The organism is Lysobacter xanthus (assembly GCF_047159895.1).
The window spans coordinates 12,648-36,590 of record NZ_BAAGAB020000023.1; the positions used below are offsets into that span (position 1 = coordinate 12,648).

Consider the following 23,943-nt stretch of genomic DNA (forward strand, 5'->3'; position numbering starts at 1 on the left):
CATTCGTCTGCCATGTTCATTGGCGCGAGAGCCGCCCGCTGAAAAGTTCAGCCTGGAGCGTCGGGCTTGATCACCATCAGTGCGAATATCGCCAGCACGCCGAGGAACGCGGGGATACCCAGCACGAACCAGGCACGCATGACGCGGTGGTAGCGGGCCGGCAATGCGGCCTCCGATGCGGCCGCTTCGCGCGCGAGATCGCGGGCGCGCACCTGCAGCCACACCACCGGCAGCCAACAGGCGCCGACGAAGAAGAACAGCACGATCGCCGCGCCGATCCAGAACGTGCTCCACGGCGCGCCGAGCGCCTGCACCATCCACGCGCCGGTGGCGAACTGCACGAGCACGGCGGGCGCCGTGAACACGCTGTCGGCGATCACGGTGACCCGGGCGGTGCGCGCGATGTGCGCGGCATCGCCGCTGCGATGCGCCATCCAGGTGAAGAACGCGATGCCGAGCCCGGTGCCGAACAGCAGCGTCGACGACAGGATGTGGATCCATTTGATCCAGAGATAGGCCATCGCGGTCTCCGCCCGGGCGAGGCCCCATGGTGGCATGCGGCGACCACGCGACGGCGACGCCCGCGACGCGAAGCTGGCGGCAAGGAGGCGCCCATGACCACCGCATCGCTCCACGGCGCCGAGGCGCTGTCCCTCACGAAGGCCGCCGACCTCGTCATCGAGGAATGCCGCATGGTGCTGCCCGGCGTGCAGGCGCTGTTCGGCTTCCAGCTCGTCGCGGTCTTCAGCGAGCGCTTCGACAAGGCGCTGTCGGCGCACGAGAAGCTCCTGCACCTCGGCTCGATCGCGCTGGTGGTGGTCGCGATCGCGTTGATCATGACGCCGGCGGCCTATCACCGCCTCACCGGTCCCGACCGGGTCTCCGCGCACTTCATCCGCCTGTCGACGCGCCTGCTGATGGCCGGCATGCCCGTGCTGATGCTCGCCCTGTCGCTCGACGCCTATCTGGTGGCCCGGCTGATCGCCGGGCCCGACGCCGCGATCGGCGTGGCGCTCGCCCTGCTCGCGGTATTCGTCTCGCTGTGGTTCGTGCTGCCGGTGGCGAGCCGCCTGCTGCGGCTCGACCCGTCGGCGGGCCGCTGACGCGTCAGAGGATGTAGCGCGAGAGGTCGGGATCCTTGACCAGCTCGCCGAGATGCGTGTCCACGTACGCCGCATCGATGGCGACGGCCTGGCCGCCGCGATCGGGCGCCTCGAAGCTCAGCGTGTCGAGCAGGCGCTCGAGCACGGTGTGCAGTCGCCGCGCCCCGATGTTCTCCTGGCGCTCGTTGATCTGCGCGGCGAGTTCGGCAAGCCGGTCGACGGCCCCGGCCTCGAAGCGCAGCTCCAGCCCTTCCGTGCGCATCAATTCGACGTACTGGTGCGTGAGCGACGCGCGCGGCTCGGTGAGGATCTTGACGAAGTCGTCCTTCGTCAGCGACGAGAGCTCCACGCGGATCGGGAAGCGGCCCTGCAGCTCGGGGATCAGGTCGCTCGGCTTGGCGAGGTGGAAGGCGCCGGACGCGATGAACAGGATGTGGTCGGTCTTCACCGATCCGTACTTCGTGCTCACCGTGGAGCCCTCGACGAGCGGCAGCAGGTCGCGCTGCACGCCTTCGCGCGAGACGTCGCCGCCGGTCGCGCCGCTCTCGCCGCGCTTGGCCACCTTGTCGATCTCGTCGATGAAGACGATGCCGTGCTGCTCGCAGGCCTCGATCGCCGCCTCGCGCACGTCGTCCTCGTTGACGAGTCGGCCCGCCTCCTCCTCGATCAGCAGCGAACGCGCGGCGGCGATGCTCATCGTGCGGCGGTGCGTCTTCGCGCCGGCGACCTGCGAGAACATCTGCCGCAGCTGCTGGCCCATCTCCTCCATGCCGGGCGGCGCCATGATGTCGACGCCGACGTTCACCGCGCTTTCGATCTCCACCTCGCGATCGTCGAGCGTGCCCTTGCGCAGCTGCTTGCGCAGCTTGCCGCGGGTGGCCTCGTACTTCTTCTCCTCCTCGGCATCGTCGTCGTGGGCCTGGGTGTCCTCGAAGCCGAACACCGGGCCGCGCTCGCGACGCGGCAGCAGCACGTCGAGGATGCGTTCCTCGGCGCGCTCCTCGGCCTGCGTGCGCACCTTCTGCTTGGCCTGCTCGCGGTACATCTTGACCGCGGTGTCGGCGAGGTCGCGCACGATCTGCTCGACGTCCTTGCCCACGTAGCCGACCTCGGTGAAGCGCGTGGCCTCCACCTTCACGAACGGCGCGTTGGCGAGCGTGGCCAGGCGCCGCGCGATCTCGGTCTTGCCCACGCCGGTCGGGCCGATCATCAGGATGTTCTTGGGCATCACCTCGTTGCGCAGCTCGGGTTCGAGCTGCATGCGGCGCCAGCGGTTGCGCAGGGCGATGGCGACCGCGCGCTTGGCATCGTGCTGGCCGACGATGTGGCGGTCGAGCTCCTGCACGATCTCGCGCGGGGTCATGGTGGCGCTGGTCGTATCGGGCTTGAGGGGCATGGTCCGGAGTCGTATGGGGACGTCGAAGGCGCGGCGCGTTCGTGGCGAACGCGCCTCAGGCGAGCTCTTCGACGACCAGGTTGCGGTTGGTGTAGATGCAGACGTCGCCGGCGATGTTGAGCGCCTCGGTGACGACGGTGCGGGCGTCGAGCGTGGTGTGGGCCATCAGTGCGCGTGCCGCGGACAGCGCGTAGGCGCCGCCGGAGCCGATCGCGACGATGCCGTCCTCGGGCTCGATCACGTCGCCGGTGCCGGAGACGATCAGCGAGGTCTCGCGGTCGGCGACGCAGAGCAGCGCCTCGAGCTTCCCGAGGCGGCGTTCGGTGCGCCAGTCCTTGGCCATCTCGACCGCGGCGCGGGTGAGCTGGCCGTGCTTCTCGAGCTTCGATTCGAACAGCTCGAACAGCGTGAACGCGTCGGCGGCGGCGCCGGCGAAACCGGCGAGGACCTGGCCCTCGCGGCCGAGGCGGCGCACCTTGCGCGCGTTCGCCTTCATCACGGTATGGCCGAGGGTGACCTGGCCGTCGCCGCCGACGGCGACGCGGCCGTCGCGGCGCACCGACAGGATGGTGGTCGCATGGAAGACGTGGGGATTGCGGCTGGGGTCCATTCGGGCTCCGGAGCGGACCGGGCATCGGTCCGTGCGCCGGCGACGGGCCGGCGTCCTACGACCTGAGGGTCGCCCGGGCCGTGTTCAAGCCTCGTCGTCGCCCTTCGCCGGGCGCCGCCGCGCGCGCGGGTGGGCGGCGTCGTAGACCTTCGCGAGGTGCTGGTAGTCGAGGTGGGTGTAGATCTGCGTGGTCGACAGGTCGGCGTGGCCGAGCAGCTCCTGCACGCCGCGCAGGTCGCCGGACGACTCGAGCACGTGGCTCGCGAACGAATGCCGCAGCATGTGCGGATGCACCTGCTTGAACAGGCCCTGCCGTTCGGCGAGCGTGCGCACGCGCAACTGCACCGCGCGCGGCGTGATCGGCGCACCGCCGCGCCCGGGGAACACCGGATCGTCGGCCTTCGCGCCGGTGGACGCGCGCCAGTCGGCCAGCGCGGCGCGCGCATGCGAGCCGACCGGCACCACGCGCTCGCGACGGCCCTTGCCGTGCACGGTCACGAGCCCGTCGTCGAGGTCGAGCTGCGCCCAGCGCAGGCCGCAGAGCTCGGAAAGCCGCAGGCCGGACGAATAGAAAAGCTCCAGCAAGGCGCGATCGCGCAGGCCGAGCGGCGCGGCGGTATCGGCTTCGACGAGGGTCTTCGCCTCGTCCGGGTCCAGCACCTTCGGCAGCTTGCGCGGCGCCTTGGGCGCGCGCAGCCCGGCCGCGGGGCTCGCCGCGATGCGGCCGTGGCGCAGCATCCAGGCGTAGAAGCTGCGGCAGGCTGAGAGGCGACGCTGCAGGGTCTTGGGCGCGCAGCCGCGACGATGCTCGTCGGCGATGAAGGCACGAAGCTGGTCGCCAGCCAGCGTGTCGACGTCTGCATCGTGCGCCGCGCACCAGCCCGCGAGCGATGCGAGGTCACGGCGGTAGGCGTCCACGGTATGCGCCGACGCCTGCCGCTCGCCCGCGAGCTGGCCGAGGAACCCCTCGACCGCCGCGGGCTTCAGCGCGGGCGCGTCAGCCGACATACCTCGACAGCGCCGCGCCGAAGGACTCGCCCATCATCCGCAGGAACAGCGTGCCCATGCCCGGATAGAAGCGGTTGGGCTCGCGGCTGCCGACCGCGACCATGGCCAGGCCCTGCGCGGCGAACAGCGCGGTGGACTGCACGTCGGCCGCGTCGTCGCCGTACAGCGCGTCGTGCTTGGCCGGCTGCAGGCGCCCGCAGAGCGGATCGTCGCCGGCGAGGAAGTCGGCGAAGGCGCGGAAGCGCGTGTCGCCGGGGCCGATCACGTCGAGCCAGTCGGCCGGCTCCAGGCCGTCGATCGGCCGAAGCAGCACGATGCGGACGCGGTCGCCTTCGAAATCCTCCGCCAGCGATGCCGCCATGGTGCGCAGCGTGTCCATCGCGGTGCACTGCCGCATCAGCGCCAGCGTCAGCTGGTGGATGCGCACCGACAGGCGCTCGTTCTCCTGCGCATTGGCGAAGAGATCCTGCAGGCGGCGATTGAGCTCGCGGTTCTTCTCGCGCAGCAGCTCCAGCTGGTAGCTCGCCAGCGAGGACGCGGGGCCGGTCTCGCGCGGCACGACGAGCGACCCGGCGAGGTCCGGGAACTGGCGCAGGAATTCGGGGTGGCGGCGCAGCCAGGCCGCGACCTCGTGGGCACCCAGCGATTCGGTGGCGTCGGTCATGCGATCCAGTCTCCTTCGAAAACGAATGCGGCGGGCCCGGTCATCGCGATCGTGGCGTCGTCGTCGGGCCAGTCGATGCGGAGCCGGCCGCCGGGCAGGTCGATGTCGACGCTGCGGTCGACCCAGCCGCGCCGCATCGCGACCGCCGCGGCCGCGCAGGCGCCGCTGCCGCAGGCGAGCGTTTCGCCGACGCCGCGCTCGTACACGCGCAGGCGCAGGTGGCCGCGATCGACGACTTCGACGAAGCCGACGTTCACGGAATCGGGAAAGGCGGCATCGCGCTGCAGCGCCGGCCCGACCGTATCGACGGCCGCATGCGCGACGTCGTCGACGCGGAGCACGGCATGCGGATTGCCCATCGACACCGCGCCGAAGCGCAGGCCGGCGAGCGCGTATTCGTCGGCCCGCGCATGGCCGGCGAGCGGGATCGCGGCGGGCTCGAAGTCGGGACGGCCCATGTCGAGGCGCACGCGGCCGGCGTCATCGATCTCGACGTCGTGGCGGCCTGCGGGGCTCGCGAGGGTGAACCGGGCGGGCAGCGGCGTGCCGCGTGCGGCCGCGTCGCGACGCAGCCAGGCGGCGACGCAGCGCGCGCCGTTGCCGCACTGTCCGGCGCGGCTGCCATCGGCATTGAAGATGCCGTATCGCGCGACGACGCCCGCGTCGTCGGCGGGCTCCAGGGTCAGGATCTGGTCGCAGCCGACGCCGGTGTGGCGGTCGGCGAGCGCGCGGCACAGCGCCGGCGACGGCGGGTCGCGCTCGTCGCGCAGGTCGAGCACGACGAAGTCGTTGCCCGCGCCATGCATCTTCGAGAACCGCATCGCGGTTTACCGCGCGGGCGGCGTGCTCGGCGGCGTCGTGTTGCCGCCCTCGCTGGCATCGCCCTCGGTGGGCCGCTGGTTGGTCTGGTCGTTCAGCGTCTCGGGCGTCGGCGTGGCCGGGGCCGGCGATTCGACCGGCGCGGGCTGTTCGGCGGGCGGCGCGGTCGGCAGCACGAGCGGGCCCTTGTTGCCGCAGCCGGCGAGGCCGAGGAGGGAGAGCGCGAGGAGCGAGGCGGTGATCGGCTTCATGGGGCGAGTGTAGCGCGTCGTCCGCGGGCTACCGCGGCTCCGGGCGTGACCACAGCCACGCGGCGACGACCGCCATGCAGGCGGTGCCCGTGGCCGCCATCCAGACTTTCGGCGCGGTGAGGAACATCACGGCCGCGGCGAGCGTCATCATCGTGGTCGCGAGCCCCTTCGCGCGCCGGCTCACCGCGCCCTGTGCCTGCCAGTCGCGGATCATCGGGCCGAAGCGGCGGTCGGCGAGCAGCCGCGCATGCAGGCGCTCGGACCCGCGTGCGGCGGCGAAGGCCGACAGCAGCACGAACGGCACGGTCGGCAGCCCCGGCACCACGATGCCGACGATGCCAAGGCCGAGCGACGCGTAGGCGAGCAGCCACCAGGCCCAGCGGAAGCGGACGGGGCGCGGGGCGGTCATCGGCGACCGAACGCGAGCCACCGCGGAAGCCCGGCCCCGGCCTCGACCGACGCCGCGGGCCGGCGGGGCACGTCGCCGCCGCCGCGTACGGTCGCGCGGCGCGCGTTCACGCGCGTCACTTCGCCGGCGTTGCGGTGCCCGCCACCCCGAGTCGATCGAGCGCGAAGGCATACATCTCGGCGAGTTCGCGATAACGGCGGAAACGGCCGGACTTGCCGCCGTGACCGGCATCCATGTTGGTGCGGAAGAGCACCGGCTGCGTCGAGGTGTTCACGTCGCGCAGGCGCGCGACGTACTTCGCCGGCTCCCAGTACTGGACCTGCGAGTCCCAGAGGCCCGTGCCGACGAACATCGCCGGGTAGGCCTTCTTCGCGAGGTTGTCGTAGGGCGAGTACGTCAGCATGTACTCGTAGAAGTTCTTCTTCTCCGGATTGCCCCACTCGTCGTACTCGTTGGTGGTGAGCGGGATCGTCGGATCGAGCATCGTCGTCACCACGTCCACGAACGGCACCTGCGACAGGATGAGGCGGTACTTCTCGGGCGCCATGTTGCTGATCGCGCCCATCAGCAGCCCACCCGCGCTGCCGCCATAGGCCGCGACGCGCCCCGATGAGGCATAGCCTTCCTTCACCAGGAAGTCGGTGACGTCGATGAAGTCCGTGAACGTGTTCTGCTTGCGCAGGAGCTTGCCGTCGTCGTACCAGCGGCGGCCCATCTCCTCGCCGCCGCGGATGTGCGCGATGGCGTAGACCATGCCGCGATCCAGCAGGCTCACCACCGGCAGGTTGAAGTCCGGGTCCATCGACATGCCGTAGCTGCCGTAGCCGTACTGCAGCAGCGCCGCGGTGCCGTTCTTCTCCAGGCCCTTCCGGTAGACGACCGACACCGGCACCTTCGTGCCGTCGCGCGCGGTCGCCCACAGGCGCTCGGTCACGTACTTCGACGGGTCGTAGCCGATCACCGGCTGCTGCTTGAGCAGGCGGCGCTCGCCGGTCTTCACGTTGAGCTCGTACGTCGTCGCGGGCGTGGTGAGCGAGGTGTACGTGTAGCGCAGCCAGTCGGTGTCCGGCTCGGCGTTGGTCGACAGGCCCATGCTGTACGCCGACTCGTCCGCCTTGACGTAGTCCTCGCCGTCGGCCTTCAGCAGGCGCAGGCGCTCCAGGCCGCCGGAACGCTCGGCGATCGCGGTGAAGCCGTCGAACAGCTCGAAGTCGTCGATGAAGACGTCGTCGCGGTGCGCGATCCACTCCTTCCACTGCTTGCGCGAGCGCGCGTCGGTCGGCGCGGTCATCAGCTTGAAGTTCGTGGCGCCGTCCGCATTGGTGCGGATCACCCAGCGCCCGTCGTGATGGTCGGCGCTGTACTCGACGTCGCGCGCGCGCGGGGCGAGCACGAAGAAGTCGGACGGATCGCCCGCCGGCGCGCAGCGCATCTCGTCGGAGACGGTGCTGCTCATCGAGATGCAGATGAAGCGGTCGTCGCGGGTGCGGTCGATGCCCATGTAGAAGCTGTCGTCCTTCTCCTCGTAGACCACCGGGTCCTGCGCCACCGGCGTGCCGAGCACGTGCTTCTTCACGCGCTTGGTCAGCAGCGTCTCGGGATCGTTCTCGATGTAGAAGACAGTACGCCCGTCGTCGGCCCAGACGACGTTCGCCGACACGCCGGGGATCGCGTCGGGATAGGCCTCGCCCGTCTCGAGGTTGCGGAAGCGGATCACGTACTGGCGGCGGCCGACGGTGTCGTCGGCGTAGGCCATGAGCCGGTTGTCCTGGCTGATCTCGTAGGTGCCCACGCTGTAGTAGTCGCGGCCCTTCGCGAGTGCGTTGACGTCCAGCAGCACTTCCTCGGGCGCGTCCATCGTGCCCTTGCGGCGCGCGTGCACCGGATAGTCCTGCCCGGTCTCGAAGCGGCTGTAGTACCAGTAGCCGCGTTGCTGGAAGGGCACCGAGCTGTCGTCCTGCTTGATGCGGCCGACGATCTCGTCATACACGCGATCCTCGACCGGCTTGAGCCGCTGCATGTAGGCATCGGCGTAGGCGTTCTCGGCATTGAGGTAGGCGAGCATCTCCGGGTTCTTCCGGCTGTCGTCGCGCAGCCAGTAGTACTCGTCGTTGCGCGTGGCGCCGTGGGGCGCCTTCACCACGTGCGGCTTGCGCGCGGCGTCGGGGGGCGTGGGCTGGTCGGCGGCGTGCGAGGAAGTGGTCATGAGCGCGGCGATGAGAAGCGTCAGGAGGGGGCGCATTGTGCAGGTCCCTGCGGTAAGAAAAAGCCAAAGCCGCCCGGAGGCGGCCCTGGCGTCAGCCATGGCGCGCGGCGGAGGTCATTTCCCGCCGAGCGTGGTCCAGAGGAAGGTGAGCGACAGCGCGTTCATGCGCGCGGACTGCGCATTGTTCGCCGCCCCGCCGTGGCCGCCCTCGATGTTCTCGTAGTAACGGACGTCCTTGCCGGCGTCGAGCATCATCGCCGCCATCTTGCGTGCATGGCCCGGATGCACGCGGTCGTCGCGGGTCGAGGTCATGAAGAACGCGGGCGGATAGGTCTTGGACGCATCGAACAGGTGGTAGGGCGAGAACGTGCGGATGAAGTCCCAGTCCGCCGTGTCGGGGTCGCCGTATTCCGCCATCCACGACGCGCCCGCCAGCAGGTGGCTGTAGCGCTTCATGTCGAGCAGCGGCACCGACACCACGACGGCGCCGAACAGCTCCGGGTACTGCATCAGCATGTTGCCCATCAGCAGGCCGCCATTGCTGCCGCCCTGGATGCCGAGGTGCTTCGCGCTGGTGAACTTGCGCGCGACGAGGTCCTTCGCGACCGCGGCGAAGTCCTCGTACGCCCGGTGGCGATTGGCCTTGAGCGCGGCCTGGTGCCAGCGCGGCCCGTATTCGCCGCCGCCGCGGATGTTGGCGACGACGTAGACGCCGCCCTTGTCGAGCCAGCCCTTGCCGATGCCGCCCGAATACGACGGCGTGACGGACACCTCGAAGCCGCCGTAGCCGTAGAGCAGCGTCGGTGCGGTGCCGTCGATCTTCAGCGCCTTCGGCCGCACCAGGAAGTACGGAACCTTCGTGCCGTCCTTCGACGTCGCGAAGTGCTGCTCGATCACGTGCTTCGAGGCGTCGAAGAACGCGGGCATCGACTTCAGCGTTTCCGGCGCCTGGCCGATCGTGGCGAGCGAGAGGGTGGTGGGCGTCAGGAAGTCCGTCGCCGTGAGCCAGACCGCGTCGCTCTCGTCCGGATCGACCGCGCTGACGTCCAGCGCGCCGAACGCCGGAGCGCCGGTGAATTCGGTCCGGGTCCAGCCGGTCGCGCCGGGGGTGAGCACGCTGAGGCGGTTCTTCACGTCCTGCAGGACGTTCAGCACGAGATGGTGCCGCGTCCACGTCGTGCCGGCGAGGGAACGGTGCTCATCCGGCTCGAACAGCACGTCGAAATCGCGCTTGCCGGCCATGAAGGCGTCGAACTTCGTGGCGATGAGGCTGCCGGCCTTGTAGGTCTTTCCGCCCGCCGTGTACGGCTCGCGCAGTTCGAGCGTGAGCCATTCGCGATGCACGTTCTTCTGCGCGGAATTGGGCGCGTCGATCTTGGTCAGCGTGCCGTCGCGGTCGCGCAGGTGGAGCTCGTCGTTGTAGAAGGCGATCGTGCGCGTGACGAAATCGCGCTCGAAGCCGGCCGTGTGGTCGTGCAACGCGGCGATGTACATGTCGGCATCGGTGCCCTCGTACACCACCTTCGCCTCGGCCAGCGGCGTGCCGCGACGCCATTCCTTGACGATGCGCGGATAGCCGGACGGCGTCATCGAGCCCGGGCCGAAGTCGGTGTAGACGTAGGTGCGATCGCGGTCGATCCAGTCCATGCCGCCCTTGGCTTCCGGGCGGAAGAAGCCGTCGGCGACGAAGTCCTTCTTCGACAGGTCGAACTCGCGCGTGACGTCCGCGTCCGCGCCGCCGTTGGACAGTGCGACCAGGCAGCGCTCGTAGTCCGGCTTGAGGCAGTTGGCGCCGTGGAAGACCCACTTCGCGCCTTCGGCCCTGTTGAGCGCGTCGATGTCGAGCACCGTCTCCCATGCGGGCTCGGCCTTGCGGTATTCCTCGAGCGTCGTGCGCCGCCAGACGCCGCGCTCGTGCTGCGCGTCCTTCCAGAAGTTGTAGTAGTACGCGCCGATCTTCTCGACGGTCGGGATCTTCGCGTTCGAATCGAGAATCGCGCGGATGTCGGATTCGAGCTGCTTGAACCGCGGCGTCGATGCGAGCTCGGCTTCGGTCTTCGCGTTCTGCGCGCGCACCCAGTCGAGCGGACGCTCGCCGGTGACGTCCTCGAGCCAGAGGTAGGGATCGGGTTTCATGGTGGCCTCCTGCGCCTGGACGGCGCCCGAGGTGGCCAGCACGGCAGCGAACAGCAGTCCGGAATTGCGCAGGGTCATCGCGTCGGGCATGGAAATGGGAAGCCCGGACGCTAGCACAGCGATCCGCGGGGCCTAACGGCCCGAAGTCACGCCGCGCGGCGGGCCCCGCCGCGGCGCGCGGGACGGGCCGCGCGCCGCGCCTGCGGCAGGCTGCGGCGAACCGCGCGCACCGGGACTGCGGCGCGCTCCATATCCCGCGCGGGCATGGCGAAGCCGTGCAGCGCCCACCAGGCCACCGCAGGCATCGCCACCAGCCACATCGGCAGCCAGCCCACCGGCGAATCGCCGCGGGCCGCCGGCAGCAGCACCACCAGCGCGGTGCCGACCGCGAGCGCGGTGCAGAGGATCTCGTCGAGGACGGAGCACGGGGTTCGGGCGGGAGTCGTCATGGGCGGCGAGCGGCAGTGAACGGGCGATCACCATCCCCCCGCGCCATCTCACCGGCTGCGATGCCGCAGGCCGTCCGTCCGGCGGTCAGTAGCCCGCGGCGTCGAGCGCCTTGTCGGCGCAGGCGCGGCCGATATCGACCAGCTCGCGGGCGCGCCAGAACTCGTAGAACTGGCAGGCATCGCGCGGAATGCGGATGACGATCTCCGGCGGGTCCAGCGCCATCTGCACGCGCGCGATCTGCGCCTGCATGGTGTCCAGCGAGCGCGCCATCAGTTCCGTGAAACCGATCGCACGCGAGGCCTCCGGCGCGGCCGCGTCGCCGAAGCGCCGCATCCACCGGTCGAACAGCGACGCGCCCTCGCCCGCCTCGTCGGCCGGCACGGGATGCGCGACCGGCGCCGGCGGCTGCGACGGAAAACCATGCATGTCGACGGCCACGAGCCGATGCGCCCCGGACAGGCGGGTCGCGGTGATCGGCAACGGCGCGAGGATGCCGCCGTCGACCAGCGCGCGGCCACGCACCACGTGCGGGGTGAACACGCCCGGGATCGCCATCGAGGCGCGAACCGCGTCCCACAGGTCGCCTTCGCGCAGCCAGACCTCGCGCTGGCGCATCAGGTCGACCGCGACCACGGTGAGCGGCACCGGCAGGTCCTCGATCTTCGGCGAACCGGCGATGCGCCGCATCTCGGCGAGGATGCGTTCGCCGCGGAACAGCGCGGGCGCGGAGAAGGCGGGATCGAGCAGGCGCAGGATGTCGCTGCGCTCCAGCGGCGTGAGCCAGTCGCGGTAGTCGGTCAGCTTGCCGGCGGCGTAGAGGCCGCCGATGAGCGCGCCGATCGAACTGCCCGCCACGGCCGCGACGGGAAAGCCGCGCGCCTCCAGCGCCTCGATCACGCCGATCTGCGCGAGGCCGCGCGCGCCGCCGGCGCCGAGGACCAGCGCGATCGGCTCCATCGTCGCCTGCGGGGTCACCGCTCGTAGTTGCTCAGGGCCAGCTGCAGGTGCGTGCGGGCCTGCTCGCGCAGGGCGGCGGGCTCGATGATTTCGGCGTCGGCGCCGTAGTGCATGACGTCCATGAGCAGCTCGCGCGCGGTGCTGTAGGGCACCTTGAGCTCGTAGCGGCCGTCCGGCAGGAAACGGCCCTGCTGCTGCGAATGCCAGTGCTCGTCGGCCACCCAGCGCGCCGACTTCGGGCTGAAGACGATCGTCGCCCAGCCCTTCGGAGCGCCCGAGAAGATGCCGTAGCTGGACGACAGCTGGCGGTCGAGCTCCTCGTCGGAGACGTCGCGCGCGGCCTCGTCCTGCACCTTCGCGTTGACGATGCGGTCCACCGAGAAGCTGCGCAGTGCCTCGCGCTCGTGGTCCCAGCAGTCGAGGTACCAGTTCTCGCGGTAATGCGTCAGCCGCTGCGGCGAGACGGTGCGGCGCGTCTTCTCGTCGGTCGAGCGCGCGCGGTACTCGAAGACCAGCTTGCGACGGTCGAGCACGGCGGTGGCCACGTTGCGGAAGCTCGCCTCGTCCAGCCGGCGCCGGCGGTGCGGGATGACGCGGACGCGTTCGACCGGTACGCGGCGGCCGCCGGCGTGCTCGCCGAGCAGCTTCTCGATGCGTTGCTGCAGCGGCGCGAGCGCATTCGACAGCACGCCGCCGCCGGAACGCACCAGCAGCTGCTGCGCGGCGAGCAGGGAATAGAGTTCCTCGGACGACAGCCAAAGCCCGGGTAGCTCGAAGCGCGTGCCGTCGCTGTGGTCGTAGCGGAAGCCGGCTTCGCCGTTGCCGACGACGGGCGCCATCAGGTAATCGCGCAGATAGGCGAGGTCGCGGTAGACCGTCGCGCGCGAGCACTGCAGTTCCTCCTGCAGGCGCTGCACCGTCACCGGGTAGCGGGCCGCGCTGAGGATGCGGTGGAGGGCGTGGATGCGTTCGATGCGTTCCATCAGGGTCCAGTCTCGGGGCCGGCTGCGACAAGCATGGCACCGCGCGGGCGTCAGCGGCTAGGGCCGTGGGGCAGCGGCAGTGTCGCCGCAGGGGGCGCGCAGAGTCGTGAAAGGGTCGGTGCGACGCGGGGCTCGGGCACAATGGCCGGCATGCGCGGCCCTTCCGAACCGGTGATCGACACGTCCCCCACCCCGGGCGACGAAGTCCGCACCACCACCTGTTACATGTGCGCCTGCCGCTGCGGAATCAAGGTCTGGCTGCAGGACGGGCGGATCCGCTACATCCAGGGCAATCCCGAGCATCCGGTCAACAAGGGCGTGCTCTGCGCCAAGGGCTCGGCCGGGATCATGCAGCACTACTCGCCGGCGCGGCTCTCGCGGCCGCTGCTGCGGGTGGGCGAGCGCGGCAAGGGCGAGTTCCGCGAGATCTCGTGGGACGAGGCGCTCGACCTCGCCACCTCATGGCTCAAGCCGATCCGCGAGCGCAACCCGGACGAGCTGGCCTTCTTCACGGGCCGCGACCAGAGCCAGGCCCTGACCGGCTGGTGGGCGCAGCAGTTCGGTACGGTGAACTACGCCGCGCACGGCGGCTTCTGCTCGGTGAACATGGCCGCGGGCGGGCTGTACACGCTCGGCGGCAGCTTCTGGGAATTCGGTGAGCCCGACTGGGAGCGCACGCGCTACCTGATGCTCTGGGGCGTCGCCGAGGACCACGACTCCAATCCGATCAAGCTCGGCCTCGGCCACCTCAAGGGCCGTGGCGCGAAGATCGTGTCGGTGAATCCGGTGCGCACCGGCTACGGCGCGATCGCGGACGAATGGATCGGCATCCGCCCCGGCACCGACGGCCTGTTCGCCTTCGCGCTGATCCACGAGCTGCTGCGCACCGACCGCATCGACCTCGACTACCTCGTGCGTTACACCAATGCGCACTGGCTCGTGATCCGCGATCCGGGCGCACCGGACGACGGCTTGTTCGCGCGCGACGCGGAAGGTCGCCCTTTGTGCTTCGACCGCGCGACGTCGTCGCCCGTCGATGCGAATTCGATCGACGTGCGGCCCGCCGTCGTCGGGGAGTACGCGCTGGCCGACGGGCGCACAGCGGTGCCGTCCTTCCAGCTGCTCGCCGAACGCTACATGGATGCGCAGTACGCACCGGATGCGGTCAGCGAACGTTGCGGCATTCCCGCCGACACCATCCGCCGCGTCGCCCGCGAACTCGCCGAGAACGCGTTCGACCATGAGATCCGCCTGCCGGTGACATGGACCGATGCCTGGGGCCGCGAGCACGCGGAGATGGTCGGCCGTCCCGTGTCGATGCATGCCATGCGCGGCATCAGCGCGCACAGCAACGGCTTCCACACCTGCCGCGCGCTGCACGTGCTGCAACTGCTGCTCGGTGCGGTCGATACGCCCGGCTCGTTCCGCTACCAGCCGCCGTTCCCCAAGCCGATTCCGCCGCCGAACCGCCCGGGCCGCACGCGGCAGGCGAACGGCGTGCTCGACGCCCCGCCGCTCGGCTTCGTGCACGGTCCCGAGGACCTCGTCGTCGACGAACACGGCGCGCCGCGCCGCATCGACCATGCCTTCTCGTGGGGCTACCCGCTCGCCGCGCACGGCATGATGCACACCGTCATCCGCAACGCATGGGCAGGCAACCCGTACAGGATCGACACGCTCATGATGTTCATGGCGAACATGAGCTGGAATTCGTCGATGAACACGGCCCAGACCATCGGCTGGCTCATCGACAAGGATGAATCGGGCGACTACCGCATTCCGCGCATCATCTACTGCGATGCGTACTCGTCGGAGATGGTCGCCTACGCGGACCTGGTGTTCCCCGACCCGACCTACCTCGAGCGCTTCGATTCGATCAGCCTGCTCGACCGCCCGATCTCCGACGCCGACGGCGCCGCGGACGCGATCCGCCATCCGATCTTCGACCCGGCGACGCAGCCCGACGCACAGGGCCGTCCGCGCGATATCCGCGGCTTCCAGAGCGTGCTCGTCGACCTCGGCGCGCGACTCGGCTTCCCGGGCCTCGTCAACGAGGACGGCACGCCGAAGTACCGCGACTACGCCGACTACATCGTCCACCACGAGCGTGCGCCCGGCGTCGGCCTGCTGGCCGGCTGGCGCGGCGCGGACGGCTCGCTCGAGGGCAAGGGCGCGCCGAATCCGCAGCAGCTCGAGCGCTACATCGAGAACAACGGCTTCTGGCGCAGCGAGATTCCCGAGCACGCGCGTTACTTCAAGATGGCCAATCGCGGCTATCTGGAGTGGGCGCAGGCGATGGGCTTCGTCGGCAGTGCGCAGCCGATCGTGCTGCAGCTGTATTCGGAGACGCTGCAGAAGTTCCGGCTCGCGGCTCAAGGCCACGGCAGCCACGTGCCACCGGCCGAACACCGCGATCGCGTCGCGACGTATTTCGATCCGCTTCCGATCTGGTACGAACCGTTCGAACAGGCGCAGATGGGCGACGCCGGCGACCGCGAATTCCCGCTGAGCGCGATCACCCAGCGCCCGATGTTCATGTACCACGCCTGGCATTCCCAGAATGCCTGGCTGCGGCAGATCGCGACGCGCAATTACCTCTACCTGCATCCCGATACCGCGGCGCGGCACGGCATCGCCGACGAGGACTGGATCGACGTCACCTCGCACCACGGCACGATCACCGTGCAGGCGCGCATGGCCTCGAACGTGCAGCCCGACACGGTGTGGACGTGGAACGCGATCGGCAAGCGCCGCGGCGCGTGGAAATTGCCCAAGGACACGCCCGAAGCCACCAAGGGCTTCCTGCTCAACCACCTGATCTCCGACATCACGCCCAACGGCGACTACGCGAACGCCGACCCGGTCACCGGACAGGCCGCGTGGTTCGACCTGCGCGTGCGCATCGCGAAGGCCGCGCCGGGCGACGCGCTCTCGCATCCGCAGTTCCCGCCGCTGCCGCACGGCCCAGTCGACGATCGTCCCCTCCGCTATGGCGCCGACTTCCGCCGCGAGCGCGACACCCGCGAGGCCTCATGACGCCGCGACGCATCCTCGGCTACGCGCTGGTCGCGCTCGGCTTCCTGCTCATCGTCCTGCTGGGCTATGGGGTGATCGAACCGTTCGGCGACATCACGGCGGCCGATGACCTCGGCGGGCTGATGCGCATCGTGGCCCCGAGCCTGCTGCTGCCGCTTGCGATCTTCCTGGTCGGCATCGCGCTCGCGCGCGGAGGGCGCCGCCGGTGACGATGCTGCCACCGCCCACGCCGAAGAAGCTCGGCCTCGTCATCGACCTCGACACCTGCGTGGGCTGCCATGCCTGTGCGGTGGCCTGCAAGGAATGGAACGCCGGCGGATTCGCCGCGCCACTGCCGGACGAGAAGCCGTACGGCGACAAGCCCACGGGCGTGTGGTTCAACCGCGTGCACAGCTACGAGCTCGCCGCGGTGCTCGTCGACACCACGCCACCATTCGGGCCGCGCGAATCCGATACGTCGATGCGCGACGCCTCGCATCTCGACGACCTCGACCGCGCGGTCGGTCGAGATGCCGCGCGCGCGCAGCCGCCGCAGCCCGACAGCCCCGATTCGACGAGCCCGACCACGCCGCGCACCGGCTGCGCGTCGATGAACCTCGCCGCCGACCTCGCGCAGCCGGCGATGACGCTGCATTTCCCGCGCTCCTGCCTGCATTGCGAGGAACCCGCCTGCGTCACGGTCTGCCCGACCGGCGCGAGCTACAAGCGCGCCGAGGACGGCATCGTGCTGGTCGACGAGAGCAAGTGCATCGGCTGCAAGCTCTGCTCGTGGGCCTGCCCGTATGGCGCGCGCGAGTACAGCAGCGTCGAGGGCGTCATGAAGAAATGCACGCTCTGCATCGACCGCATCTACAACGAGAACCTCGCCGAGGCCGAACGCCAGCCGGCCTGCGTGCAGGCCTGTCCGACGCGCGCCCGGCACTTCGGCGATCTCGCGGACCCGGAATCGAAGGTGTCCAAGCTCGTCGCCGAGCGTGGCGGTATCGACCTGATGCCCGAGCTCGGCTACAAGCCGGTGAACAAGTACCTGCCGCCGCGCCCCCGCCGCGGCACCCCCGAGGCGGCGCCGGTCGCCGAAGCCCTCGACGCGAGTGCGCTGCCGCCCGTGCTGCGCTGGCTCGACCGGATGCTGTCGCGATGAACCTGCATCCCGGCGCCGCGCGCGTGCCGCGCCTGTCGCCCGACGGAGCCGCCTGACATGCATCCCGCCCTCTCCGTCATCTTCTTCACCACGCTGTCGGGCCTCGGCTACGGCCTGCTGGCCTGGAGCGGCGTCGCCGCGATCGTCGGCGCGTCGCCGCGGTCGCTGCTCGCCGCGCTGCTGGTCGGCATGCTCGCGTCGGTCGCCGGCCTGCTGTGCTCGGTCGGGCACCTCGGCAAGCCGCTGCGGGCCTGGCGCGCGTTCTCGCAGTGGCGGACGTCCTGGCTGTCGCGCGAAGGCATCGTGGCGGTCGCGACGCTCGTGCCGGCCGCGATGCTCGCGCTCGTGCTGCTGCCGCGCTTCGTGGCGCTGGACCTGGGGCCGCTGGCGTCGAAGGGCACCGGACTCGCCATCGCGATCGTCGCCTCGGTGCTGCTGACCCCGCTCGCCCTCGGCACGGTCTACTGCACCGCGATGATCTACGCCTCGCTGAAGCCGATCCCGGCGTGGACGCACCGCGCCGTGCCGCTGGTGTACGCGATGTTCTCGCTGCTGTCCGGCGGCGTCGCCTTCCTCGCGCTCGACGCGGTGTTCGACGTGCGGCCGTCGCGGCTGACGCTGTTCCTCGCCGTGCTCGGGTCCGGCGCGCTGGTGCTGGTCAAGCGTCGCTACTGGGCGGCGATCGACTCGACGCCGCTACCCACCCGCGGCGATGCGCTCGGGCTGCCGCTGCGCGAAGCACGCGTCTTCGAGCGACCGCACACGGAAGGCAACTTCGTCACGCGCGAGATGGTGTTCGTGCTGGCACGCAAGCACGCACTTCGCCTGCGCGCGGTCGCCGTGATTGCGTTCTCGACCGTGCCGGCGCTCGCGCTGGCGCTGGGCTGGGTGCTGCCCGATGCGGCGACGGCGCTGACGGTGCTCGCGACCGTGTCGCTGCTCGCGGGTGCCTTCGTGGAGCGCTGGCTGTTCTTCGCCGAGGCGCGCCACCTCGTTTCGCTGTACTACTGAGCCACGCGCCGCCGGCTCAGGAGACGAAGGGGCCCGTATCCGGTTCGGCCGATGCGGCGATCAGCGCACCCGCGCCCTGCTCCAGCAAGGCGCGTGCGACAGACTCGCCGAGCGCGTCGGGCGAAGCTGCGGGCCCTTCCGCCTCCGCCCGGACGAAGCGCCCATCGAGCGCCGACCCGACCAGGCCCTGCAGGTGCAGGCGGTCGCCGTCGAGCGTCGCGAAGGCGGCCACCGGGACGTGGCAGGAGCCGTGCAGCGCGCGGTTCATCGCCCGCTCGGCGGCGACGCGCGTCTGCGTCGCCGCATCGTCGAGCGCGGCGAACAGCGCGATCGTCGCGGTGTCGCCGTCGCGGCATTCGATCGCGATCGCGCCCTGCGCCGGCGCGGGCAGCCAGTCGGGCGCGTCGAGCCGCGCGCGGATGCGGTCGTCGAAGCCGAGCCGCTGCAGGCCCGCGCAGGCGAGCACGATCGCGTCGTATTCGCCGGCATCGAGCTTGGCAAGGCGCGTGTTGACGTTGCCGCGCAGGTCGCGCAGCACGAGGTCGGGCCGCCGGGCCCGCACCTGCGCCTGGCGCCGCAGCGAGGACGTGCCCACCACCGCGCCCGCCGGCAATGCCTCGAGGTCGGTATAGCGATTGCTGACGAAGGCGTCGGCATGGTCCGCGCGCGGCAGGATCGCGGCGAGGGCGAAACCGGGCTCGAGCTCCATCGGCACGTCCTTGAGCGAATGCACCGCGCAGTCGGCGTCGCCGCGCTGCATCGCGAGCTCGAGTTCCTTGAGGAACAGCCCCTTGCCGCCGATCGCGGCGAGCGAGCGGTCGAGCACCTCGTCGCCCCGCGTGCTCAGCGGCACGAACTCGACCTGCAGGCCGGGCTGCGCGGCGCGCAGGCGATCGGCGACGTGTTCGGTCTGCCACATCGCGAGCGGGCTCTTTCGGGTGGCGATGCGCAGCACGCCGGGCGTCGGGGTATCGGTCATCGACGCATTGTCGCGGATCGCGCCGCGCGGCCCAACCGGCCTTGCCTGGCGGTTCAGAGTGCGCGCTGGCGGACCACCGCGAGCATCCCGCCGACGACGGCGAACAACAGCGACAGGACGAGCGAGTGCCCGTGCCGGGCGCCGGCGAGCGCGCCCATCACCGCGCCGAACAGCGTCGTGGCGCCCACGATGATCCACGTGGTGGCGGTGCGGTCGCTCGCCGCGTGCCGGGTTTCGATGGCCTGCTGCAGGCGGGCCTGCGCCATCAGGCGCTCGGCCGCGGCCGCGGCTTCGGCGGCGGCGCGGTCGGGTACCGGATCGGTCACAGGTGCGCGAGCCGCTCGCGCAGGGCCGAGACGCAGCGGCGGCTCACCTCGAGCGGCTGCCGGCCGTGGCGCAGCAGGGCGTGCACGTGGCCATCGGGCGTGCGCTTGAGCTCGAGCAGCTCGTGTCGCGCCACAAGGCAGTTGCGGTGGATGCGGACGAAGCGATCGCCGAATTCGATCTCCAGCGAGCGCAGGGATTCCTCGATGAGGTCCTCGCCGCGCGCGTGGTGCACGACGACGTACTTCTCCTCGGCCTGCAGGTAGTGGATGTCGTCGATCGGGATCAGCCGCAGCGAACCGCGCAGGCGCGCGCACAGGTGCGTGCGGCCGCGCGTGCCGCCGTCGCCGTTGCCGCGCACCGCGGTAAGCCTGCGCACGCGCTCCAGCGCGGCGGCGAGCCGTTCGGGCCGCACCGGCTTGACCAGGTAGTCCAGCGCCTCCGCCTCGAACGCCGACACGGCATGCGCGTCGTAGGCGGTGCAGAAGATGACGGCCGGGCGCGGTTCGCTCGCGGCGAGGTGCCGCGCCGTCTCCAGCCCGTCCATCCCCGGCATCGAGACGTCGAGCAGGACCAGGTCCGGATGATGTTCGGCGCATGCATGCAGCGCCTGGGTGCCGTCGGATGCGGTCGCGACCACGCGCACGCCCGGCTGGTCTTCCAGCAGGACGCGCAATCGGTCGCGAGCCAGCGGCTCGTCGTCGGCAACCACTACGTTCAGCGTATCCACGTTCCCCTCCGCCGATACCCCCCCGGACCGATATTAGCCTCCAAAGCGGTCCGTGGACGCGGCGGGTCACCCAGTTGCTGAATCCGCTGAAAGTCGCGCCTCGAACCAGGCGCGCAGGGCATCGACCTCCTCGGGGCAGACCTGGTGCTGCATCGGATAGGCGTGGAAGTCGACCGCGAAGCCCAGTTCGCGCAGCCTGCGGGCCGCGTCCTCGCCCGCGGCGAAGGGCACTACGGGGTCCATGCGGCCGTGCGCGACGAACACCGGCTGGCGTCGCGCGCCCGCCGGCGTGGCACCGAGTCCGGCAAGCGCATCGAGGCCGAGCGGCAGGTAGGTCGACAGCGCAACGAGCCCCGCGAGCGGCGCCTCGCGGCGCAGACCGGCCGCGAGCGTCACCGCGCCGCCCTGCGAGAAACCGGCGAGGATGATCCGCGAGGCCGGCACGCCACGCTCGATCTCGCGCGCGATCAGCGCCTCGACGCGCGCGACGGAGGCATCGACGCCCTTCGCGTCGGCACGCCCCGCGAGGTCGAAGCTCACAATGTCGTACCACGAGCGCATGCGCATGCCGCCGTTGATGGTCACCGGTGCGACGGGCGCATGCGGGAACACGAAGCGGATCGCCGGCCACGACGGGCGCACGATCTGCGGCACCAGCGGTTCGAAGTCGTAGCCGTCGGCGCCGAGGCCGTGCAGCCAGATCACCGACCAGCGTGGCGACGGGCCGGTCTCCTTTTCGATGCGTTCGGGCAGGTCCATCGTCGGCTCCGGTCGGGCGGGGGCCGGACTATAGCCGGCGCGGCGGATCAGGCGGCCATCCGCTCGCAGCTGTCCGCGCAGCGGCGACAGGCTTCGGCGCAGGCCTGCATGCGCGCATCGTCGCCCATCGCCTCGCACGTCTGGGCGCAGGCCCGGCAGATCGCGGCGCAGGCGCGGCACGTGTGCACGTGGACGTCGGCGCCGCGCAGCATCGCGTCGGCACTGGTGCGGCAGATGTCCGCGCAGGTCGCCATCAGCGACAGGTGGTCGGCCGAGGCATGCGCCCCGCCCTGTTCGAGGCAGTAAGTCACCGTCGCCACGCAGATCGCATGGCAGTCCGTGCAGTTGCGGATGCAGTCGTCCATCGCTTCGCGGGGCATCGCCATGGCGCGGTCTCCGTGGGGCTGAACACGATGCCCGGCGAGCCGTCGGCGGGAGGTCGAGCCGGCCGTGGGCCCCCGGGCCTCGCCTATAGTCGCGCCACGCTCTCTCCGTGAACCCGCCATGCCCGCCTGGCTCGACACCGCCCTGCGCGACAGCGCCTATTTCATGCCGCACGGGCATTGCTACCTGTGGCTGCCCGGCATCCTGTGGATGCACGTCGGGTCGGACCTGCTGATCGGCGCCGCCTACGTCGGCATCTCGCTGCTGCTCTGGGGCCTGGTGCGCCGGCTGCGCCTGCCCTTCAGCCCGGTGTTCATCGCCTTCGGCCTGTTCATCGGCCTGTGCGGCGGCACGCACTTCATGGAGATCTGGACCACCTGGTATCCCGACTACGTCGCCGCCGGCCTGCTCAAGGCGGCCACGGCGGTCGCGTCGGTGGCCACCGCGATCGGGCTGGTCTACGTGAAGCCGCAGATCGAGGCGGTGGTGCAGGCGGCGCGGCTGTCGGAGGAGCGACGAGTGAAGCTCGAGGTCGCGCACAGCGAGCTCGAATCGCTGTTCAACCGCGTCCGCCAGCTCGACGCGATGCGCACGCAGTTCTTCGCGAACGTCAGCCACGAGCTGCGCACGCCGCTGACCCTCATCCTCGCGCCGGCCGAGCAGATGCTCGCCGACCCGCGCCTCGACGAGACGCAGCGCCGCCGCGTCGGCACCATCCATTCGAACGGCCTCGTGCTCCTGCGACACGTCAACGACCTGCTCGACGTCGCGCGGCTGGAGGCCGGCCAGGCGCGACTGCAGCTGTCGACGCAGGACAGCGGCGCGTGGCTGCGCCGCATCGCCGCGCAGTTCCAGGGCGTGGCCGAGCAGCGGGGCCTGCGACTCGACGTCGAGGTCGCCGGCGGCGTCCCGGCCACGTTCGACGCGGACAAGATCGAGCGCGTCGTGGTGAACCTGCTCGCGAACGCACTGCGGTTCACGCCATCCGGCGGCACGGTGCGGCTGTCGTCGGTCGCCACCGCCGACGGCCTCGACATCACCGTCGCCGACAGCGGCCCCGGCATCCCCGCCGACCAGCGCGAGGCCGTGTTCGAACGCTTCCGCCAGGTCGACGACGGCGACGGCACGCGGGGCGGCACCGGGCTCGGGCTGTCGATCGTGCGCGAGTTCGTCGCGCTGCACGAAGGCCGGGTGGCGCTCGACGATGCACCCGAGGGCGGCGCGCGCTTCCGCGTGCACCTGCCGGCCCGTCGCGCGGAAGGCGAGCTGCGTGGCGCCGATGGCTTCGCCGCCACCGCGCTCGCCGCCGCGCTGCAGGAGCTGCAACCGACGGACGCGGACCCCCGGCCGGTCGAGCCCACGCCCGACGTGCCCCCGCGGCCGCGCGTGCTCGTGGCGGAAGACAATGCCTCGATGCGGGAACTCCTGGTCGCCACGTTGCGTCCGCGCTTCGAGGTCGACACCGTCGAGGACGGCGAGGCCGCGCTCGCCGCGGTGCATGCATCGCCGCCCGACCTGCTGATCACCGACCTGATGATGCCGCGCATGCCGGGCGATGCGCTGCTGCGTGCGATCCGCGCGGACCGCGACCTCGACGCGCTGCCCGTGCTGGTGCTGACCGCGCGCGGCGACGATGCGGTGCGGGTCGCGCTGCTGCGCGACGGCGCGCAGGACTTCGTCGGCAAGCCCTTCGGCGCCGCGGAGCTGCTGGCGCGCGTCTCGAACCTGGTGGAGGCCAAGCGCGCCGGCGACGTGCTGCGCGGCGAGCTCGCCACGCTGTCGACGGACCTCGCCGACCTCGCGCTGCGGGTGAGCGCGAAGAACCGGCAACTGCAGGCGGCCGTGCAGGCGGCCGAGGGCGCGCGCCTCGAAGCCGAGCGCGCGAGCAGCGCGAAGGGCTACTTCCTCGGGATGATCTCGCACGAGATGCGTTCGCCGCTCACGACGCTCGCGCTCAACCTGCAGCTGCTGGCGCGCGATCCCGCATTCCCCGAGGCACTGCGCACGCGGCTCGACCGGCTGACGCGCGCGACGCAGCAGATGACCACGCTCATCGAAGGGCTGCTGCACCGCGCGCGGATCGAAAGCGGGCGACTGGACGCGAAGCTCGGCGACGTCGACGTTGAACCGCTCGCGCACGAGGTCATCGCGGCCTGCCACGACGAGGCGCCGCCGGGGCTCACGACGCGGCTGGAGGTCGACGCGCCGCTCGCCCCGCTGCACACCGATTCCGACCTGCTGCGGCTGTCGATCGGCAACCTGCTGTCGAACGCGTACAAGTTCACACCGGAGGGCGAAGTGGTGCTGCGGCTGGCGTCGTCCGACGGCTGGCACCGCATCGAGGTGCGCGACACCGGCATCGGCATCGAGCCGCAGGACCTCGACCGCATTTTCGAGCCGTTCGAGCAGGTCGAGGCGCTGCGTCGCAAGAGCGTGCCGGGCGTGGGGCTGGGACTCGCGCTCGTGAAGCAGATGGTCGAGGCCCTCGGCGGCCGCATCGAGGTGGAGTCGGTGCGCGGCGCCGGCAGTACGTTCCGCATGTTGCTGCCCAGCCGGGGGCCCGCATGAGCCTGCCGCGCGTGCTGGT

Annotated in this window: 24 protein-coding genes; 6 read left to right on the forward strand and 18 right to left on the reverse strand. The window is 70.9% G+C overall.

All coding sequences use genetic code 11. The features are described from left to right. Positions 1 to 47: 47 nt before the first annotated feature. Positions 48 to 521 carry a DUF2269 family protein gene (locus tag ACY35P_RS07820; protein WP_462115274.1) on the reverse strand — a complete coding sequence of 158 codons (474 nt, stop codon included), beginning with the start codon at positions 519 to 521 and terminating at the stop codon, positions 48 to 50. A gap of 93 nt (positions 522 to 614) precedes the next feature. On the opposite strand from ACY35P_RS07820, the gene ACY35P_RS07825 reads away from it, so the two are divergent. Continuing rightward, on the forward strand, positions 615 to 1,103 hold the full coding sequence (locus tag ACY35P_RS07825; RefSeq protein WP_462115275.1) for a DUF6328 family protein: 489 nt from the start codon (positions 615 to 617) through the stop codon (positions 1,101 to 1,103). A 4-nt stretch (positions 1,104 to 1,107) separates the two neighbouring features. Here ACY35P_RS07825 and hslU read toward each other — a convergent pair whose 3' ends face one another. The 12 genes from hslU to ACY35P_RS07885 form a co-directional block, all read right to left on the reverse strand. Further along, positions 1,108 to 2,499, reverse strand: coding sequence for an ATP-dependent protease ATPase subunit HslU (hslU, locus tag ACY35P_RS07830; protein WP_462115276.1), 1,392 nt, complete (start codon positions 2,497 to 2,499; stop codon positions 1,108 to 1,110). 55 nt (positions 2,500 to 2,554) lie between these two features. Then, positions 2,555 to 3,109, reverse strand: a complete 555-nt coding sequence (gene hslV / locus ACY35P_RS07835) for an ATP-dependent protease subunit HslV (protein WP_462115277.1) — start codon at positions 3,107 to 3,109, stop codon at positions 2,555 to 2,557. Between the two features lie 84 nt (positions 3,110 to 3,193). Then, on the reverse strand, positions 3,194 to 4,117 hold the full coding sequence (gene xerC, locus ACY35P_RS07840; protein WP_462115278.1) for a tyrosine recombinase XerC: 924 nt from the start codon (positions 4,115 to 4,117) through the stop codon (positions 3,194 to 3,196). Beyond that, the gene (locus ACY35P_RS07845) at positions 4,107 to 4,781 is read right to left on the reverse strand and encodes a DUF484 family protein (protein WP_462115279.1); all 675 of its coding nucleotides are present in this window, start codon (positions 4,779 to 4,781) and stop codon (positions 4,107 to 4,109) included. The genes xerC and ACY35P_RS07845 overlap by 11 nt, the downstream gene beginning before the upstream one ends. Next, positions 4,778 to 5,602 (reverse strand): diaminopimelate epimerase, encoded by an 825-nt coding sequence (gene dapF, locus ACY35P_RS07850; RefSeq protein WP_462115280.1) that lies wholly within the window; start codon positions 5,600 to 5,602, stop codon positions 4,778 to 4,780. The genes ACY35P_RS07845 and dapF overlap by 4 nt, the downstream gene beginning before the upstream one ends. 6 nt (positions 5,603 to 5,608) lie before the next feature. Beyond that, the gene (lptM, locus tag ACY35P_RS07855; RefSeq protein WP_462115281.1) at positions 5,609 to 5,851 is read right to left on the reverse strand and encodes an LPS translocon maturation chaperone LptM; all 243 of its coding nucleotides are present in this window, start codon (positions 5,849 to 5,851) and stop codon (positions 5,609 to 5,611) included. Between the two features lie 28 nt (positions 5,852 to 5,879). Further along, positions 5,880 to 6,260 carry a YbaN family protein gene (locus ACY35P_RS07860; RefSeq protein ID WP_462115282.1) on the reverse strand — a complete coding sequence of 127 codons (381 nt, stop codon included), beginning with the start codon at positions 6,258 to 6,260 and terminating at the stop codon, positions 5,880 to 5,882. Positions 6,261 to 6,375: 115 nt separating this feature from the next. Beyond that, positions 6,376 to 8,502 carry a S9 family peptidase gene (locus ACY35P_RS07865; protein ID WP_462115283.1) on the reverse strand — a complete coding sequence of 709 codons (2,127 nt, stop codon included), beginning with the start codon at positions 8,500 to 8,502 and terminating at the stop codon, positions 6,376 to 6,378. 78 nt (positions 8,503 to 8,580) lie between these two features. Next, the gene (locus tag ACY35P_RS07870; RefSeq protein WP_462115296.1) at positions 8,581 to 10,680 is read right to left on the reverse strand and encodes a prolyl oligopeptidase family serine peptidase; all 2,100 of its coding nucleotides are present in this window, start codon (positions 10,678 to 10,680) and stop codon (positions 8,581 to 8,583) included. A 68-nt stretch (positions 10,681 to 10,748) separates the two neighbouring features. Beyond that, entirely contained in the window at positions 10,749 to 11,051 is a 303-nt protein-coding gene (locus tag ACY35P_RS07875) for a hypothetical protein (protein WP_462115284.1), read from the reverse strand. Between the two features lie 85 nt (positions 11,052 to 11,136). Next, entirely contained in the window at positions 11,137 to 12,027 is an 891-nt protein-coding gene (locus ACY35P_RS07880; protein ID WP_462115285.1) for a patatin-like phospholipase family protein, read from the reverse strand. Beyond that, on the reverse strand, positions 12,024 to 12,992 hold the full coding sequence (locus ACY35P_RS07885; protein WP_462115286.1) for a helix-turn-helix transcriptional regulator: 969 nt from the start codon (positions 12,990 to 12,992) through the stop codon (positions 12,024 to 12,026). Before ACY35P_RS07885 ends, ACY35P_RS07880 begins: the two co-directional genes overlap by 4 nt. 150 nt (positions 12,993 to 13,142) lie before the next feature. Here ACY35P_RS07885 and ACY35P_RS07890 point away from each other — a divergent pair, with 150 nt between their 5' ends. Genes ACY35P_RS07890 through ACY35P_RS07905 form a run of 4 tightly spaced genes read left to right on the forward strand, consistent with a single transcriptional unit; the run spans position 13,143 to position 18,180 of the window. After that, positions 13,143 to 16,028: a molybdopterin oxidoreductase family protein gene (locus ACY35P_RS07890; RefSeq protein WP_462115287.1), complete on the forward strand. Its 2,886-nt coding sequence runs from the start codon at positions 13,143 to 13,145 to the stop codon at positions 16,026 to 16,028. Continuing rightward, positions 16,025 to 16,237, forward strand: coding sequence for a hypothetical protein (locus tag ACY35P_RS07895; RefSeq protein ID WP_462115288.1), 213 nt, complete (start codon positions 16,025 to 16,027; stop codon positions 16,235 to 16,237). The genes ACY35P_RS07890 and ACY35P_RS07895 overlap by 4 nt, the downstream gene beginning before the upstream one ends. Positions 16,238 to 16,239: 2 nt before the next feature. Next, positions 16,240 to 17,169, forward strand: coding sequence for a 4Fe-4S dicluster domain-containing protein (locus ACY35P_RS07900; RefSeq protein WP_462115289.1), 930 nt, complete (start codon positions 16,240 to 16,242; stop codon positions 17,167 to 17,169). Positions 17,170 to 17,226: 57 nt separating this feature from the next. Continuing rightward, complete coding sequence (locus ACY35P_RS07905) at positions 17,227 to 18,180, forward strand: dimethyl sulfoxide reductase anchor subunit family protein (RefSeq protein WP_462115290.1); 954 nt, start codon at positions 17,227 to 17,229, stop codon at positions 18,178 to 18,180. A gap of 16 nt (positions 18,181 to 18,196) precedes the next feature. Here ACY35P_RS07905 and hemC read toward each other — a convergent pair whose 3' ends face one another. From hemC to ACY35P_RS07930, 5 genes are all read right to left on the reverse strand, one after another. Next, entirely contained in the window at positions 18,197 to 19,159 is a 963-nt protein-coding gene (gene hemC, locus ACY35P_RS07910) for a hydroxymethylbilane synthase (protein WP_462115291.1), read from the reverse strand. A gap of 53 nt (positions 19,160 to 19,212) precedes the next feature. Next, positions 19,213 to 19,485 carry a hypothetical protein gene (locus ACY35P_RS07915; protein ID WP_462115292.1) on the reverse strand — a complete coding sequence of 91 codons (273 nt, stop codon included), beginning with the start codon at positions 19,483 to 19,485 and terminating at the stop codon, positions 19,213 to 19,215. Next, entirely contained in the window at positions 19,482 to 20,204 is a 723-nt protein-coding gene (locus ACY35P_RS07920) for a LytR/AlgR family response regulator transcription factor (protein WP_462115297.1), read from the reverse strand. Before ACY35P_RS07920 ends, ACY35P_RS07915 begins: the two co-directional genes overlap by 4 nt. 75 nt (positions 20,205 to 20,279) lie before the next feature. Further along, positions 20,280 to 20,972 carry an alpha/beta hydrolase gene (locus ACY35P_RS07925; protein WP_462115293.1) on the reverse strand — a complete coding sequence of 231 codons (693 nt, stop codon included), beginning with the start codon at positions 20,970 to 20,972 and terminating at the stop codon, positions 20,280 to 20,282. Between the two features lie 47 nt (positions 20,973 to 21,019). Next, a complete protein-coding gene (locus ACY35P_RS07930) occupies positions 21,020 to 21,358 on the reverse strand; it encodes a four-helix bundle copper-binding protein (protein ID WP_462115294.1) in 339 nt (112 codons plus the stop codon). Positions 21,359 to 21,476: 118 nt separating this feature from the next. On the opposite strand from ACY35P_RS07930, the gene ACY35P_RS07935 reads away from it, so the two are divergent. Further along, positions 21,477 to 23,924: an ATP-binding protein gene (locus tag ACY35P_RS07935; protein ID WP_462115295.1), complete on the forward strand. Its 2,448-nt coding sequence runs from the start codon at positions 21,477 to 21,479 to the stop codon at positions 23,922 to 23,924. Positions 23,925 to 23,943: the final 19 nt, after the last annotated feature.